We start from the raw sequence: 16,026 nt of genomic DNA, 5'->3' as shown, positions 1-16,026 counted from the left end.
CCCTATCAGTCCAGCCAGACATAACCCGCGAGCCGCCCTGTGGTGCGGTCGCGCCGGTAGGAGAAGTGGTCCGTCGATTCGAGGGTGCACACCGGCGACTGCTCCCGGTCGCGCACTCCGAGCCGTTCCAGTTGCGCGTGCACGCCCGCGGCCACATCGAGCGCCGGCGTGCCCCAACTCGTCTCGGCGTACGCCGCAGGCTCGACGGCGGCCACTTCGGCGCGCATCGCTTCCGGCACCTCGTAGCAACGGCCGCAGACCGCGGGCCCGGTGCGGGCGACGATGCGCGCGGGGTCCGCGCCCAGCGACTCCATCGCGTCGACGGCCTCGGGCACGATCCCGGCGACCATGCCGGGCCGGCCCGCGTGGGCCGCGGCGACCACTCCGGCGACCGGGTCGGCCAGCAGGACCGGGACGCAGTCGGCGGTGAGCACAGCGAGGGCGAGGCCCCGGGTGACGGTCACCAGGCCGTCGACCGGCGGGGTGGACCGGGAGTCGGTCCACGGCCCGTCGACCTCGGCGACATCGCTGCCGTGCACCTGGTTCATCCAGACCACCCGACTCGCGTCGAGCCCCAGGGACTTGGCGGCCCACAGTCGATTGGTCAGTACGGCAGCGGGGTCGTCACCGACCGCTCCGCCGAGATTGAGCTCCTCGTACGGAACGGCGCTCACCCCGCCCCACCGGTCGGTGAAGGCGAAGTGCGCGCCGCTCACGGTCTCGTGCTGTCGTATCACTTGAGGAAGTCCGGCACGTCCAGCTCTTCGGCCGCGCTGTCGGAGTACGTACGCGACGGCGGGACCGGCGGGGAGACCGACGGCAGTTCGTTGCTCACCGGCTCCTGAGTGGGCTCCTGGACCTCCTTCGGCGTGACGCTGCCGAGCGAGCCGTAGGACGGGCGGCTGTCGCCCGACCGGGCCGGTACGGGCTCGTCACGCTTGGCGGAGGACGCGCCGAGGACGGTGTCCCGCTTGGACGGGGGCTGTCCGCCGTCGAAGCCGGCCGCGATGACGGTGACCCGGACCTCGTCGCCGAGCGCGTCGTCGATGACCGCGCCGAAGATGATGTTGGCCTCGGGGTGCGCGGCCTCGCTCACCAGCTGGGCGGCTTCGTTGATCTCGAACAGACCGAGGTCGGAGCCGCCGGAGATGGAGAGCAGCACGCCGCGGGCGCCGTCGATGGACGCTTCGAGGAGCGGCGAGGAGATCGCCATCTCGGCCGCGGCCACCGCGCGGTCGTCGCCGCGGGCCGAGCCGATGCCCATGAGCGCCGAACCCGCCTCGGACATCACGGACTTGACGTCGGCGAAGTCGAGGTTGATCAGACCGGGCGTGGTGATGAGGTCGGTGATGCCCTGAACACCGGAGAGCAGGACCTGGTCCGCCGACTTGAAGGCGTCGAGGACCGAGACCTGACGGTCCGAGATGGACAGCAGCCGGTCGTTCGGGATGACGATGAGGGTGTCGACCTCTTCGCGGAGTTCCGCGATGCCGTCCTCGGCCTGGTTGGCGCGGCGCCGTCCCTCGAAGGTGAACGGTCGCGTGACCACACCGATGGTGAGGGCGCCGAGCGAGCGGGCGATGTTGGCCACGACGGGTGCGCCGCCGGTGCCGGTGCCGCCGCCTTCGCCGGCTGTCACGAAGACCATGTCGGCCCCCTTGAGGACCTCCTCGATCTCCTCGCGATGGTCTTCGGCGGCCTTGCGGCCCACGGCCGGATTGGCTCCGGCGCCGAGTCCGCGGGTGAGTTCGCGGCCGACGTCGAGCTTGACGTCGGCGTCGCTCATCAACAGCGCCTGGGCGTCAGTGTTGATGGCGATGAACTCGACACCCTTGAGACCGACCTCGATCATCCGGTTGATGGCATTGACACCACCGCCGCCGACACCGATGACTTTGATGACTGCGAGGTAGTTCTGCGGTGCTGCCACGTCGAAGGCCTCTCGCCTCGAGTTACGTGTCGCCGCCTCGCACGCTCGCGATCCGACGACTGATGCCGAATGGGACGGTCCGAACGCCGACCCGAACCCTAACGCTGAAGTTTAGGGTTACCAGTGTGTCTGTTCCTTGGACTCTTCCGAACAGGACACTAAGTCGACAAGTGGCGCACGTTCAACGAACACGCCGAACCTCCCGTTTTTCTTTTCACCCTATGTGATCAGCCATAGGGCTGCCCAACCAGGGTGCTGGCCTGCGCAGATGTGCGTCAACTCGCTGATGACGCAGGGGCGGTGGGAACGCTGACATCGAAGTACCGCGCCTCGGGAGCGGCTTTCATGAGAGCACTGAGCGTACGGGCCTTGACCCCGCTCTTCTCGCCACTTCCCCACAGGACGGTCCGGCCGCCGCTCAACTCCAGCGAGATGGAATCGTATGAACGGACCTTGACGACCCAGGTGTCACGCGCGACCGCGGCCGGAAGGGAACCCGCGACGCGCACCGCCTCACGCGCCAGCCGGTCGGTACCGAAGCGGCGCAGGCCGACGGAGGGTGACACCGTAATTTCCAGTGCGGGCACCCCCTTCGGGGCGCGCGAAACCGTGGCATATCGCACGCCCTTGGCGTCCACTTCGACGAACTTTCCGCCCTTTTCGGCAATGAGCACCGGAGTGCGTTCGGTCACTTTCAGTCCGATTCCATGGGGCCAGGAACGGACGACGTCAACCGAGTCAATTCGGGGCAATTTCCGGCGCAGTCTTGCCTCAATCACATCGGTGTCGACTGAAATCAACGGCGATCCGACCGGAACGTCGGCCGCCTCGACGACCTGCCCGTCCGTCAGAACCCGCGTCCCCGAGGCCGATACGCGCTCGACGCGGAACCACTGCGAGCCGTACAGCACCCAGAGAGAGCCCGCGCCGAGCAGGGCGAGGCAGACGACCGAGATGATGAGCCTACGAGGCTTCGGGAGCCTCTTGATGAGAGGCGGCCGGGGCGGGCCGGAATCCTGGTGCTGCCGTTCGCCGCGTTCGGCGGTGGTCGGTCCGGCCACGCTCCCCTGCCTTCTGTCACGCGCTAACGGCGTGACGCGATCGCCTCGTACACCATCCGGACGAGCAGCTCGTCGGCGTCCCGGCGGCCGAACTCGGAGGCGGCGCGGGACATCTCGAACAGCCGGTGCGGGTCGGCGAGCACGGGCAGGACGTTGCTCTGCACCCACTGCGCCGTCAGATCCGCGTCGTCGATCAGCAGTCCGCCGCCGGCCTTGATCACCGGCTGGGCGTTGAGCCGCTGTTCGCCGTTGCCGATGGGCAGCGGGACGTAGACGGCGGGCAGCCCGACGGCGGAGAGTTCGGCGACGGTCATCGCGCCCGCGCGGCAGAGCATCATGTCGGCCGCGGCGTACGCGAGGTCCATCCGGTCCACGTACGGTAGTGGGATGTACGGGGGCATTCCCGGCATCTGGTGCACCTGCGGCATTTCGTGCTTCGGGCCGACAGCGTGCAGGATCTGGATCCCGGCCTGCTGGAGGTACGGGGCGGCCTGCTGGATCACCTCGTTGAGGCGCCGGGCACCCTGCGAGCCGCCGGAGACGAGCAGCGTCGGCAGGGCGGGGTCGAGCCCGAACGCGGCGCGGGCCTGGGGGCGTACGGAGGCCCGGTCGAGCGTGGCGATCGAGCGGCGCAGCGGGATGCCGATGTAGCGGGCGTTGCGGAGCTTGCTGTCCGGGGTGGAGACGGCCACCTGGGCCGCGTACCGCGAGCCGATCTTGTTGGCGAGGCCCGGCCTGGCGTTGGCCTCGTGGACGACGATCGGGACGCCGAGGCGCTTGGCCGCGAGGTACCCGGGCAGGGCCACGTAGCCGCCGAAGCCGACGACCACGTCGGCCTTGGTGCGCTCCAGGATCTGCTCGGCCGCCTTGATCGTGCCGCGCAGCCGTCCGGGGACGGTCATCAGCTCGGGGGTGGGTTTGCGCGGCAGCGGTACCGCGGGGATCAGCGCGAGTTCATAGCCTCGCTCGGGTACGAGTCGGGTCTCGAGTCCGCGCTCCGTGCCCAAAGCCGTGATACCCACGGTCGGGTCCTGCCTGCGCAGGGCGTCCGCGAGGGCGAGCGCGGGCTCGATGTGGCCGGCGGTCCCCCCACCGGCGAGTACGACATGCACCGAAATTCACCGCTCTCCGGACGAACGCGCCGCGGCGCGCCGTCGCATCGTGTTCCATCTCCGAGGCCCCGCGGCCCCTGCGGAGCCTCTCACCGCAGCCCGCTTTCTGCCAAAGCGGGGTTGCCGCATCGCAAGTGCCGCCCGCGCGGCGGGATCCTCACGCGCGAAGGCGATCAGGAGTCCGACGGCGAACATGGTCGGAAGCAGGGCGGAACCCCCGTAGGAGAACAGCGGGAGCGGGACGCCGGCGATCGGCAGCAGGCCGAGCACCGCACCGATGTTGATCACGGCCTGAGCCGTGATCCAGGTTGTCACGCCTCCCGCGGCATACCTCACGAAGGGGTCCTCCGTGCGTCCGGCCACGCGGATACCCGCATAGCCTAGAGCCGCGAAGAGGGCGAGCACCGACAGCGTCCCCGCGAGGCCCAGTTCCTCACCGGTGATGGCGAAGATGAAGTCCGTGTGGGCTTCGGGCAGTTGACCCCATTTCTCCACACTGGCCCCGAGGCCCGAGCCGAAGAGCCCGCCGGAGGCGAGGGCGTAGATGCCGTGCACGGCCTGCCAGCAGTCGACGGGGCCCGACTGGGGCTCTGTCGCGCCGAGGCAGGAGAGGCGGGCCATGCGGTTCGGGCTGGTCTTGATGAGGATGAAGCCGATGGTCAGGGCGATGGCGAGGACGCCCCCGAAGAGCCGCGTGGGCGCCCCCGCGAGCCACAGCAGCCCGAAGAGGATGGCGGTGAGGATGATCGCCGTGCCCATGTCTCCGCCGAGCATGATCAGCCCGAGCAGCATGAAGGCCACCGGAACGAGCGGCACCAGCATGTGCTTCCACTGGGTCAGCAGCCGCTTGTCCTGTTTGCGGGCGAGCAGATCCGCTCCCCACAGGACGAGGGCGAGTTTGCCGAACTCGCTGGGCTGGAGCTGGAAGGGGCCGCCGACCGAGATCCAGTTCTGGTTGCCGTTGACCGCGACTCCTATCCCCGGCACCTGGACGAGGATCATCAGGAAGACCGAGCCGAGCAGCATCGGGTACGCCAGCGCCCGGTGCAGCTTGGACGGCATCCGGGAGGCGGCGAGCAGCAGCAGACTGCCGAGCACGGCCGCGAGGAACTGCTTGCGGAAGAAGTACGACCCGGGCAGTGACAGCTGGAGCGCGGTGATCTGCGAGGCCGAGTACACCATCACCAGACCGAGCGCGGTGATCAGCAGGCTGCCGCCGAGGATCAGGTAGTAGGCGGTCAGCGGCCGGTCCCAGGCACGGCGTACACGCGTGTAGAGGCGGCGTACGGCGTTGTCGCGAGGGGGGCGGGCGCCGGGGGGCCGCCGGGCGGCCCGCTGGACGGGAGGGCGCCCGGTGCGGCTACTGGACATCGGCGGCACCTCCGAGGCCGTGCCGGGGCTCTCCGCGGGGCGGTGGCGGACCGCCACCGGCCGTAAGCCGCATGCGAAGCACCGACCACGATGGCGTCACGCGTCCCTCCCAAGGGTTCCGAGCGCTCTGGAGCGGCTCGGATCCGCCGTCAGGCGCTCGCGGCGCCGAGTTCGCGGACCGCCTCCGCGAACAGGTCGCCGCGCTGGTTGTAGTTGGCGAACATGTCCATGGAGGCACAGGCCGGAGCCATGAGCACCGTATCGCCGGCGCGGGCGAGCCGCGTCGCCTCCCGGACAGCCGCGAGCATCGCCCCAGTGTCGGTCCGGTCGAGGTCGACGACCGGTACCTCCGGCGCGTGTCGCGCGAGCGCTTCCCTGATGAGGGCCCGGTCGGCGCCGAACAGGACGACGCCCCGCAGTCGCTTTGCCGACTTGGCGACCAGTTCGTCGAAGGTCGCGCCCTTGGCGAGCCCGCCCGCGATCCACACGATCGACTCGTACGCCGCCAACGAGGCTTCCGCCGCATGCGTGTTGGTGGCCTTGGAGTCGTCGATGTAGGCGACCCCGTCCACGTCGGCCACGTGCTGGATGCGGTGGGCGTCGGGCCTGAAGGCCCGCAGTCCGTCCCGTACGGCCGCGGCGGGCACTCCGAAGGCGCGGGCCAGGGCCGCCGCCGCAAGGGCGTTGGCGATGTTGTGCGGGGCGGGCGGATGGACGTCCGCGATCTCCGCGAGTTCCTGGGCCTTCTTGTGCCGGTCCTCGACGAAGGCGCGGTCGACCAGGATGCCGTCCACGACGCCGAGTTGGGACGGGCCCGGGGTGCCGAGCGTGAAGCCGACGGCCCGGCAGCCCTCCTCGACGTCCGCCCCGCGCACCAGGTCCTCGGTGGCCTTGTCGGCGACGTTGTAGACGCAGGCGACCCGATTGCCCTCGTAGACGCGGCCCTTGTCGGCGGCGTAGGCCTCCATCGAGCCGTGCCAGTCGAGGTGGTCCGGGGCGAGGTTCAGGACGACGGCGGAGTGGGGGCGCACGGAGGGCGCCCAGTGGAGCTGGTAGCTGGACAGCTCGACGGCCAGTACGTCGAGATCGCGGTACGCCTCGTCGCTCTCCTGGACCACGTCGATGATCGGAGTGCCGATGTTGCCCACGGCGGCCGTACGAAGGCCCGCGGCGCCGAGGATCGAGGCGAGCATCTGCGTCGTGGTGGTCTTGCCGTTGGTGCCCGTGACGGCGAGCCAGGGGGCGGCATCGGGGCCGCGCAGACGCCAGGCGATCTCCACGTCGCCGACGACGTCCACGCCCGCCTCGGCGGCGGCCAGGAAGAGGGGACTGCCCGGCTTCCAGCCCGGTGAGGTGACCACCAGGTCGGTGCCCTCGGGAAGCGTCTCGGCGTCCGCGAGGCGTACCGAAATGCCGTGCTCCTCAAGGGCTGCGGCCTTCTCCCGGTGCGCCTCGGAGGAGCCCCCGTCGACGACGGTGACCGACGCGCCGAGGCCGGCCAGGGCGCGGGCGGCGCTGATGCCGCTCACGCCGAGACCGGCGACGGTGATGTTCATGCCCTGCCAGTCGGACGCGGTCGTCACTTCTCGGCTGCCCATCCCGCGTAGAAGAGGCCGAGTCCGACGATCACGCACATGCCCTGGATGATCCAGAAGCGGACCACCACAAGGACCTCGGACCACCCCTTGAGTTCGAAGTGGTGCTGGAGGGGTGCCATCCGGAAGACGCGCTTGCCGGTGAGGCGGAACGAGCCGACCTGGATCACGACCGACATGGTGATGAGGACGAAGAGGCCGCCGAGCAGCGCGACCAGCAGCTCGGTGCGGGAGCAGATCGCGAGTCCGGCGAGCGCGCCGCCGAGGGCCAGCGAACCGGTGTCGCCCATGAAGATCTTGGCGGGCGAGGTGTTCCACCACAGGAAGCCGAAGCAGGCGCCCATCAGGGCAGCGGCGACGACGGCGAGGTCCAGTGGATCCCGTACCTCGTAGCAGGCGGCCGGGTTGGCGAGGGTCTGCGCGTTGGCGCAGGACTCCTGGAACTGCCAGACGCCGATGAACGTGTAGGCGCCGAAGACCATCACGGAGGCACCGGTGGCGAGGCCGTCCAGACCGTCCGTCAGGTTCACGCCGTTCGACATCGCGAGGATCATGAACAGCGCCCAGACCACGAACAGCACCGGGCCGATGGACCAGCCGAAGTCCTGCACGAAGGAGAGCCTGGTGGAGGCCGGGGTGTTGTTGAGGTTGTCCGCGAACTGCAGCGAGAGCACCGCGAAGGAGATACCGACGATCAGCTGCCCGGCCATCTTCGCCTTGGCCCGCAGACCGAGCGACCGCCGCTTGACGATCTTGATGTAGTCGTCGAGGAAGCCGACCAGGCCCATGCCCGTCATCAGGCCGAGCACCAGCACTCCGGAGAACGTCGGCGGTTTGCCGGTGATCACCTTGCTGAAGAAGTACGCCAGGAGCGTGGCCAGGATGAAGGCGATACCGCCCATCGTCGGCGTACCGCGCTTGGCGTGGTGCTCGCGCGGGCCGTCGTCACGGATGTACTGGCCGTAGCCCTTGCTGGCCAGCAGCTTAATCAGCAGCGGGGTGCCGATGAGGGTCAGGAAGAGGCCGATGACTCCCGCGAAGAGGATCTGATTCATCAGACGGCAACCTCACCCTCGGTGCCCTCGACCAGCGCCTGCGCGATGCGCTCCAGGCCGACCGCCCTTGACGCCTTCACGAGTACGACGTCTCCCGGGCGCAGTTGACTGCGCAACAGGTCGATCGCCGCCTGTGCGTCGGACACGTGCACCGACTCCTCACCCCACGAACCCTCGTTATATGCGCCCAGTTGCAGCCAGGACGCTTCCCTGCCCCCGACCGCGACGAGCTTGCTGACGTTGAGCCGGACGGCGAGCCGTCCGAGCGCGTCGTGCTCGGCGAGCGCCTCGTCCCCGAGCTCGGCCATCTGACCGAGCACCGCCCAGGTCCGCCGCCCCTTGCCCATGGCCACGAGCGCGCGCAGGGCGGCTCGCATGGACTCGGGGTTCGCGTTGTAGGCGTCGTTGACGACCGTCACGCCGTCCGGGCGCTCGGTGACCTCCATCCGCCAGCGGGAGAGGGCGTCCGCCTCGGAGAGCGCGGTGGCGATCTCGTCTGCGGACATGCCCAGCTCATGGGCGACGGCGGCCGCGGCGAGCGCGTTCGACACGTGGTGCTCACCGTACAGGCGCATGGTCACGTCGCTGCACCCGGAGGGTGTGTGGAGACTGAACGAAGGCTGTCCGCTCCCGGTGAGCCGTACGTTCTCGGCCCGTACGTCCGCTTCGCCGGACTCTCCGAAGAGGATCACGCGTGCTTTCGTGCGCGAGGTCATGGCCCGTACGAGAGGATCGTCGGCGTTCAGGACCGCGATGCCGCCTTCGTCCGCCGGGGGCAGGCACTCCACCAACTCACCCTTGGCCTGGGCGATTTGTTCGCGGCCGCCGAACTCGCCGATGTGGGCGGTGCCGACGTTCAGGACGACGCCGACCTTCGGGGGCGTCAGATCCGTGAGGTAGCGGATGTGGCCGATGCGGCGGGCGCCCATCTCCAGGACGAGGAACCGCGTCTCCTCGGTGACCCGCAGGGCGGTCACCGGGAGGCCGATCTCGTTGTTGAGGTTGCCTTCCGGCCACACGGTGGGTGCCTTGCGGTTCAGCACCTGGGCGATCAGGTCCTTGGTGCTCGTCTTGCCCGCCGAGCCGGTGAGCGCGACGAGGGTCGCCCCCGTCCGCTCCACGACGGAGCGCGCGAGGGCGCCGAGGGCCGTCTGCACGTCGTCCACGACGATCGCGGGCACGCCTACGGGGCGCTGCGCCAACACGGCGACCGCGCCCGCCTCGACGGCCCGCTGCGCGTAGTCGTGGCCGTCCACACGTTCCCCGACGAAGGCTGCGAACAGGCCGCCGTCCTTCACCTGGCGGGAGTCGATAACGACCGGTCCGGTTACCTGTACCGCCGGATCCGGTATGTCGTACGTCTGCCCGCCGACAGCTGCTGCGATCTCGGCGAGAGAGAGGGCGATCACAAGTTCATCCCTGGGTCTTCTGGATAGCTTCGCGAAGCACCTGGCGGTCGTCGAAGGGACGGACCACTCCGGCGATGTCCTGGCCCTGCTCGTGGCCCTTGCCCGCGACCAGCACCGTGTCGCCCGGCTGCGCGCGGGCGACGGCCGCGGCGATCGCGGCGGCCCGGTCCTCGAAGACCTGGACCTCTCCGCGCTCGTGCGCCGGTACTTCGGCGGCGCCCGCGAGCATCGTGGCGAGGATCGAGAGGGGGTCTTCCGAGCGGGGGTTGTCCGATGTCAGTACGGCGGTGTCGGCGAGCCGCGCCGCGGCGGCGCCCATGGGCATCCGCTTGGTCTTGTCCCGGTCGCCGCCGCAGCCGAGCACGATGTGCAGCCTGCCCTCGGTGACCTTGCGCAGGGCGCGCAGCACCGATTCGACGGCGTCCGTCTTGTGGGCGTAGTCGACGACCGCGAGGTACGGCTGGCCGACGTCCACCCGCTCCAGCCGGCCCGGCACGCCCGGTACGGCGGCGATGCCGTCCGCGGCGGTCTGCGGGTCGAGCCCGGCGGCGGCGAGGGAGACGATCGCGGCGAGCGTGTTGGCGACGTTGAAGGGGCCGGCGAGCGGCGACTTGGCGGTGATGCGCTCGCCCTTGGGGCCGACCGCGACGAAGACCGAGTCCATCGGGCCGACCTGGACCTCCTCGGCGCGCCAGTCGGCGTCCGGGTGGCCCTCCGCGGAGAAGGTCACCACGGGGACCGTGGCTTCCTCGGTGAGCCTGCGTCCGTACTCGTCGTCGAGGTTGACCACGCCGAGCCGACTGCGTTTCGGCGTGAACAGCTGCGCCTTGGCCCGGAAGTAGTCCTCCATGTCGGAGTGGAACTCCATGTGTTCCGGGCTGAGGTTGTTGAAGACCGCGACGTCGAAGACACAGCCGTCGACGCGGCCGAGGACCAGCGCGTGGCTGGAGACCTCCATGGCGACCGCGTCGACGCCGCGCTCGCGCATGACGGCGAACAGCGCCTGGAGGTCGGTGGCTTCGGGCGTCGTGCGCTCCGACTTGATGCGCTCGTCGCCGATGCGCATCTCCACCGTGCCGATCAGGCCGGTGTTGCGGACCGTCTTCAGACCGCCCTCGACGAGGTACGCCGTCGTGGTCTTGCCGGACGTGCCGGTGATGCCGATCTGGAGCAGGTCGCGGCCGGGGTGTCCGTAGATCGAGGCGGCCAGCTCGCCCATCCGTCCACGCGGGTCGTCGACGACGAGGACCGGCAGACCGGTGGCCGCCGCGCGCTCGGCGCCCGTCGGATCGGTCAGCACGGCGACGGCGCCGAGGCCGGCCGCCTGCGTCACGAAGTCGGCGCCGTGCATCCGGGCACCGGGCAGCGCGGCGTACAGGTCGCCGGGGCGCACGGCGCGCGAGTCATGGGTGATGCCCGTGACCTCGGTGGCGCTCTGCGCCCCCTGCGGCGCCGGGGCCGCCAACTGATCGGCGACTGCCGCCACGAGCTCCGCGAGGGGTGTGGCGGAGTTCTGAGCCGGTCGCGGCGGCCCCGGATACGTCACAGGAACGCCCTTCTGGGTGGTTTGGGACTGATCAGCGTGTGGCACGGCGGTGAGCGTACCGGGCACACCCCCGCCGGAGCGAAGCGAGGGGCGCGGCGTGGTGTGCGGCGAACCGTGGTTCCCGGGGTCGGGCGTGGTCGTTGTCACGAGCTGTTCCTGGTCGGTGATCACGGGTGCTGGAGCAGGGGGTTCCGGTCGGTGCGGATCAGTGCCTGGCCGGCGCTGATTCAGGCTGGTTCAGAGTTGTTCGGGCCGATTTGGGCCGATTCGGGCTGATCCATGGTGGTTCATGGTGTGAAGGTGACGGGAAGCCTGGCGGCCGGGGCCCCGGTGGGCGGCACCTGGAGGGTTTTCAGGGCGAACTCCAGGACCTCCTTGTAGACGGGCCCGCAGATCTGGCCGCCGAAGTAGCTTCCCTTGGTGGCGTTCTGGATCGCGCAGTAGACGGTGACCCGGGGGTTGTCCGCGGGCGCGAATCCGGCGAAGGAGGAGGTATAACCGCGGTAGTGGCCGGTGGCCGGATCCACACGGTTGGCCGTGCCCGTCTTGCCCGCGACGCGGTAGCCGGGAATGCGCGCCTTGGCGCCCGTACCCTCCCGGTCGTCCACGACAGACTCCAGCATCTGTGCCAGGGTCTTCGCCGTTTTCTCGCTGACGACTCTTGTCTTCTTGGGCTTGGCCGCCGGGGTGAAGCTCCCGTCGGGGCCCTTCGTGCCGCGGACCAGTGTCGGTTCGACGCGTACGCCGCCGTTGGCGATCGTCGAGTAGACGGAGGCCGCCTGCATCGCGTTGATCGACACGCCCTGGCCGAAAGGAATCGTGTACTGCTGGGAGGTCGACCACTGGTCGGCGGGCGCGAGGATGCCCTTGGTCTCGCCGGGGAAGCCGAGCCCGGTGTAGCCGCCGATGCCGAACCTGCGCAGATACGAGTAGAGGACCTGGTTGGCCTCCTGCTGCGTCTTGCCCAGCTGGCCGGTCGCCAGGATGGTGCCGATGTTGCTGGACTTGGCGAGCACGCCGTTGAGCGTCAGGTACCAGGTCCGGTGGTCGATGTCGTCACGGAAGAGCCGGTCGCCGCGGGCCAGCCGGTTCGGCACGGTCACGTGCGTCGTCGGCGTGGCGGCGTTCTCCTCCAGGACGGCGGCCATCGACATGACCTTGGCGGTCGAGCCGGGCTCGTAGGCGTCTTCGAGGCCCCAGTTGTGCAGGGCGTTCCCGTCGGCCTCGGAGAGGTCGTTCGGATCGAAGCCGGGCGAGTTCGCCATGGCGAGGATCTCGCCGGTCCTGTTGTCCTGCACTATGACGTACCCGCGGTCCGCCTTGGACTCCTTCACCTGCTCGGTGATGGCGTTCTGGGCGGCCCACTGGATGTCGCGGTCGATGGTCAGCTCGACCTCGGAACCGGCCACGGCGGGCTTCTCGGTGGAGCCCGCGGTCGGTACCTGACGGCCGCCGGACTGGGCGTAGCGGATCTCGCCGTCCTTGCCCGACAGGTCGTTGTTGAGCTGCTGCTCGATGCCGCCGCCGCCCTTGCCGTCGGCGTTGACCCAGCCCAGTATTCCGGCGCCGAGGTCGCCGTTCGGATAGACCCGCTTGGTGCTGGGCTCCTGGAGGACGCCCGCCAGGATGTTCGCCGTCCCGCCCTCGCCCGCCTTGTCGGCGAGCGTGCTCTTCAGGTCCTTGATCTGCGTCCAGACCTGGGGGGTCTGGCGCCGGGCGAGCAGGACGTACCGGGTGTTCTTGGTGCGGAGCTTCTCGGCGAGTTCTTCGGGGTCCTTGTCGAGGATCGGGCCGAGCAGGGCGGCGGCCTGCTCGGGGGCGTCGTCGGTCTTCGTCGCCTTCCGCGTGAACAGCGTGGGGTCGGCGGTGATGTCGTTGGCGTCCACGCTGATCGCGAGGTCGACGCCGTTGCGGTCGGTGATCCCGCCGCGCTCGGCGGCCAGGGTGCGGCTGAGGTACCGGTTCTTCTCGGCCTTGGCCGTGTACTCGCTCGCGTCGACCGCCTGCACCTGGAGGAGCCGGACGACGAAGGCGAGCAGTACGAGGGACAGGGCGAGGCTGACCATGCGCAGCCGCGGACGGGGGCTGCCGAGGCGGATGACGCGCGGGCCCTGAGCCCCGGACGAGGCCGGACGGCGGACGGGCCGGGCGCCCGGCCCCGGCTGCCGCTGGCCGCCGGGACGTACGGGCCGGGCGGGCGGGGGCACCCGGCGGCGCGGGGGTTCCCTGTCGGACACTTCCGTCACCTGCCGGGATTCGTAGCGGGCTGCGTGGGCTGCGGGGACGGCTCCGTGACCTGCCCCGGCGTCGTGGTGGGCGCGGCGGGCGCGGCGGGCTCTGTGGGCGGCTGGGCCTCGGCGGGCGTCGAGGGCTCGGCGGGTGTACCGGGCCCGCCGGCCGCCTGGGTCTCGGTGGGCGTCGGAGCCGACGCGGGGAGGAGCACGTCGGGCGGGCGGATCACCGGGACGGACACGGACGACTGCTCGGCGGCCGCGCTGGGGACGCCGCGGACGCTGCCGTCGGGGTTGAGGAAGGCCGGGTCGCCGCCGGGCACCATGCCCAGCTCGCGGGCGCGGCGCTGGAGGGCGTCGGGGGCGGAGTAGGCGTCCACGTCCCGCTGGAGCGCCTGCTCCTCGTCGGTGAGGCTCTTGGTGTCCCTCTGGAGGTCGTCGAGCTGGAACGCCCCCGCGCTGAGCGCGGAGTTCAGCACCAGGAGTCCGATCAGGCCGCCGCCGAGCAAGAGCACGACCAGGAGTACGAAGGGTGTACGGGCGGCCTGTCCGGGGCCCGACGGGAAGAGTCGCGCGAGTCGGGCCGCCCTTCCCTTCAGTTCGGGTTTCCTACTCACTCACCCTCCCGGTGAGCTGGGGCTTTCGACCGAGGGGGCCGGCCTTGCGACCCACGCGTCCAGTGAGTTCGGTTGTCCAACTCACACACCCTTCCGTCACTCGGCGTCCTCCCTGATGCGCTGCGCCCCTCGCAGCCGCGCCGGGGCGGCCCGCCGGTTCTCGGCGACCTCTTCCTCGGAGGGGAGTTCGGCACCTCGCGTCAGCAGCTTGAGCCGGGGCTGGTAGCGCTCGGGGACGACCGGCAGTCCGGGCGGTGCGGTGTTGGCGGCTCCCGCGGCGAACACCTGCTTGACCAGCCGGTCCTCCAGGGAGTGGTAGGACAGCACGGCGATCCGGCCGCCGACGGCGAGCGTCTTCACGGCGGCGGGGATCGCCCTCTCCAGGACGGTGAGTTCGCCGTTGACCTCGATACGCAGGGCCTGGAAGGTGCGCTTGGCGGGGTTGCCGCCGGTGCGCTTTGCGGCCTGCGGCAGGGCGTCGCGGATCAGCTCGACGAGCCGCGCGCTGCTGCTGAAGGGCTCCTTCTCGCGCTCGCGCACGACCGCGGACACGATCCGCTTGGCCTGCTTCTCCTCGCCGTACGCCCTGAGGATCCGTACGAGCTCGCCCGGCGGGTAGGTGTTGAGGACCTCGGCCGCGCTCATGCCCGCCGACTGGTCCATGCGCATGTCGAGGGGGGCGTCCTGGGCGTACGCGAAGCCGCGGTCGGCCTCGTCGAGCTGCATGGAGGAGACGCCGAGGTCGAAGAGGACGCCCTGGACGCGCGGGAGGTCCAGGCGGTCGAGCACGTCGGGGAGTTCGTCGTAGACCGCGTGCACCAGGGTGGCCCGGTCACCGAACGGGGCGAGCCGGTCTCCGGAGAGACGCAGCGCCTCCTTGTCGCGGTCGAGGGCGACGAGGCGGACCTCGGGGAACCGGGCGAGCAGGGCCTCACTGTGGCCGCCGAGGCCGAGAGTGCAGTCCACGACGACCGCTCCGGGGCGCTCCAGTGCGGGCGCCAACATGTCCAGGCACCGCTGGAGCATCACCGGGACATGTCGAGTCTGTCCCTCCCGTCGCCCACCACCACCCTTGTTCGAATGCGCTTCGCGCCCCATTGAATCTGGGCCCTCTCAGGTCCGGCGCGCCGGTACGCACCGCCGGGTCCCCGCCCGCTCCGTGAAGGGGAGGGACTGCCGGCGCCGGAAGCGTCAGCCGACCGGGAGCGGGAGGAGGCCGAGCCGTACGTACGCGCCGCGCACGTGGGGAGATCCCGGCATGTCACCGGTCCTCCGGGGGATAGCAGTCCAGCAGGGAGAGCAACCGCCTCCCGCTTCGCGTCACTTTAGTCCACGGTGTCTCGCGGTCAATGAACCGGCCTGCGCGTCGCGGCTCACGCCCGGGATGAAGCGGCAAACCGGGATTTTCCACCCATACGGGTGCAGTTGATCCACCCTTGTGGGTTACCTCACAACAACGCTCATTGATGTTCTTTGTCCCCTCTCACAGCAGGCCCGAACGGCGTGTGACCACTACCGTCATGGATATGACGACCTCCGCATCCGTTCCCACAGACTCCGAAGGCGCCATATCCGACGACGGCACCGTCACCGACCGTCTCGTCGAAGCCAACGAACGGTACGCCGCCGCGTTCACCGACCCCGGCATGGACGCCCGCCCCGTCCTCCAGGTCGCCGTCGTGGCCTGCATGGACGCCCGCCTCGACCTGCACGACGCGCTGGGCCTGGAGCTCGGCGACTGCCACACCATCCGCAACGCGGGCGGCGTGGTCACCGACGACGTGATCCGCTCCCTCACCATCAGCCAGCGCGCCCTCGGCACCCGCAGCGTGGTGCTGATCCATCACACCGGTTGCGGCCTGGAGTCCCTCACCGAGGACTTCCGGCACGAGCTGGAGATGGAGGTCGGCCAGCGCCCCGCCTGGGCGGTGGAGGCCTTCCGGGACGTCGAACAGGACGTGCGGCAGTCCATGCAGCGGGTGCGCACCTCTCCATTCCTTCTGCACACGGGCGACGTACGTGGTTTCGTGTTCGATGTGAAGACGGGCCTGCTGCGTGAGATAGACCCCACCTGACGCCAGTTGGACCCGGCCAAAGGC

13 protein-coding genes are annotated in these 16,026 nt (G+C 70.1%); 1 reads left to right on the top strand and 12 read right to left on the bottom strand.

Annotation, left to right across the window (positions count from 1 at the left end):
* Window positions 1-5: 5 nt before the first annotated feature.
* The 12 genes from pgeF to rsmH form a co-directional block, all read right to left on the bottom strand.
* Window positions 6-737: a peptidoglycan editing factor PgeF gene (pgeF, locus tag OHA11_RS35025; protein ID WP_266503157.1), complete on the bottom strand. Its 732-nt coding sequence runs from the start codon at window positions 735-737 to the stop codon at window positions 6-8.
* On the bottom strand, window positions 734-1,930 hold the full coding sequence (gene ftsZ, locus OHA11_RS35020; protein ID WP_266503154.1) for a cell division protein FtsZ: 1,197 nt from the start codon (window positions 1,928-1,930) through the stop codon (window positions 734-736). Before ftsZ ends, pgeF begins: the two co-directional genes overlap by 4 nt.
* 275 nt (window positions 1,931-2,205) lie before the next feature.
* Window positions 2,206-2,991 carry a cell division protein FtsQ/DivIB gene (locus OHA11_RS35015; protein WP_266503153.1) on the bottom strand — a complete coding sequence of 262 codons (786 nt, stop codon included), beginning with the start codon at window positions 2,989-2,991 and terminating at the stop codon, window positions 2,206-2,208.
* Between the two features lie 23 nt (window positions 2,992-3,014).
* Window positions 3,015-4,103, bottom strand: a complete 1,089-nt coding sequence (gene murG, locus OHA11_RS35010) for an undecaprenyldiphospho-muramoylpentapeptide beta-N-acetylglucosaminyltransferase (protein WP_266503152.1) — start codon at window positions 4,101-4,103, stop codon at window positions 3,015-3,017.
* 6 nt (window positions 4,104-4,109) lie between these two features.
* A complete protein-coding gene (gene ftsW, locus OHA11_RS35005; RefSeq protein WP_266503151.1) occupies window positions 4,110-5,474 on the bottom strand; it encodes a putative lipid II flippase FtsW in 1,365 nt (454 codons plus the stop codon).
* 149 nt (window positions 5,475-5,623) lie between these two features.
* Complete coding sequence (murD, locus tag OHA11_RS35000; RefSeq protein ID WP_266503148.1) at window positions 5,624-7,072, bottom strand: UDP-N-acetylmuramoyl-L-alanine--D-glutamate ligase; 1,449 nt, start codon at window positions 7,070-7,072, stop codon at window positions 5,624-5,626.
* Entirely contained in the window at window positions 7,054-8,127 is a 1,074-nt protein-coding gene (gene mraY / locus OHA11_RS34995; RefSeq protein WP_266507670.1) for a phospho-N-acetylmuramoyl-pentapeptide-transferase, read from the bottom strand. Before mraY ends, murD begins: the two co-directional genes overlap by 19 nt.
* Complete coding sequence (murF, locus tag OHA11_RS34990) at window positions 8,124-9,533, bottom strand: UDP-N-acetylmuramoyl-tripeptide--D-alanyl-D-alanine ligase (RefSeq protein ID WP_266503147.1); 1,410 nt, start codon at window positions 9,531-9,533, stop codon at window positions 8,124-8,126. The genes mraY and murF overlap by 4 nt, the downstream gene beginning before the upstream one ends.
* A 4-nt stretch (window positions 9,534-9,537) precedes the next feature.
* Window positions 9,538-11,226, bottom strand: coding sequence for a UDP-N-acetylmuramoyl-L-alanyl-D-glutamate--2,6-diaminopimelate ligase (locus tag OHA11_RS34985; RefSeq protein WP_266503145.1), 1,689 nt, complete (start codon window positions 11,224-11,226; stop codon window positions 9,538-9,540).
* Between the two features lie 140 nt (window positions 11,227-11,366).
* Window positions 11,367-13,316 (bottom strand): penicillin-binding protein 2, encoded by a 1,950-nt coding sequence (locus OHA11_RS34980; RefSeq protein WP_323186720.1) that lies wholly within the window; start codon window positions 13,314-13,316, stop codon window positions 11,367-11,369.
* A gap of 5 nt (window positions 13,317-13,321) precedes the next feature.
* Window positions 13,322-13,927, bottom strand: coding sequence for a septum formation initiator family protein (locus tag OHA11_RS34975; protein WP_266503142.1), 606 nt, complete (start codon window positions 13,925-13,927; stop codon window positions 13,322-13,324).
* A 96-nt stretch (window positions 13,928-14,023) separates the two neighbouring features.
* Window positions 14,024-15,025 carry a 16S rRNA (cytosine(1402)-N(4))-methyltransferase RsmH gene (gene rsmH / locus OHA11_RS34970; RefSeq protein ID WP_266503139.1) on the bottom strand — a complete coding sequence of 334 codons (1,002 nt, stop codon included), beginning with the start codon at window positions 15,023-15,025 and terminating at the stop codon, window positions 14,024-14,026.
* Between the two features lie 428 nt (window positions 15,026-15,453).
* Between rsmH and OHA11_RS34965 the strand changes: the two genes are divergently transcribed.
* Window positions 15,454-16,002, top strand: coding sequence for a carbonic anhydrase (locus OHA11_RS34965; RefSeq protein ID WP_266503138.1), 549 nt, complete (start codon window positions 15,454-15,456; stop codon window positions 16,000-16,002).
* The last annotated feature ends 24 nt before the right edge of the window (window positions 16,003-16,026 follow it).

Origin of the sequence: Streptomyces sp. NBC_00878, assembly GCF_026341515.1 — a bacterium.
GTDB lineage: Bacteria > Actinomycetota > Actinomycetes > Streptomycetales > Streptomycetaceae > Streptomyces.
This window is presented reverse-complemented; position numbering and strand designations above follow the sequence as displayed.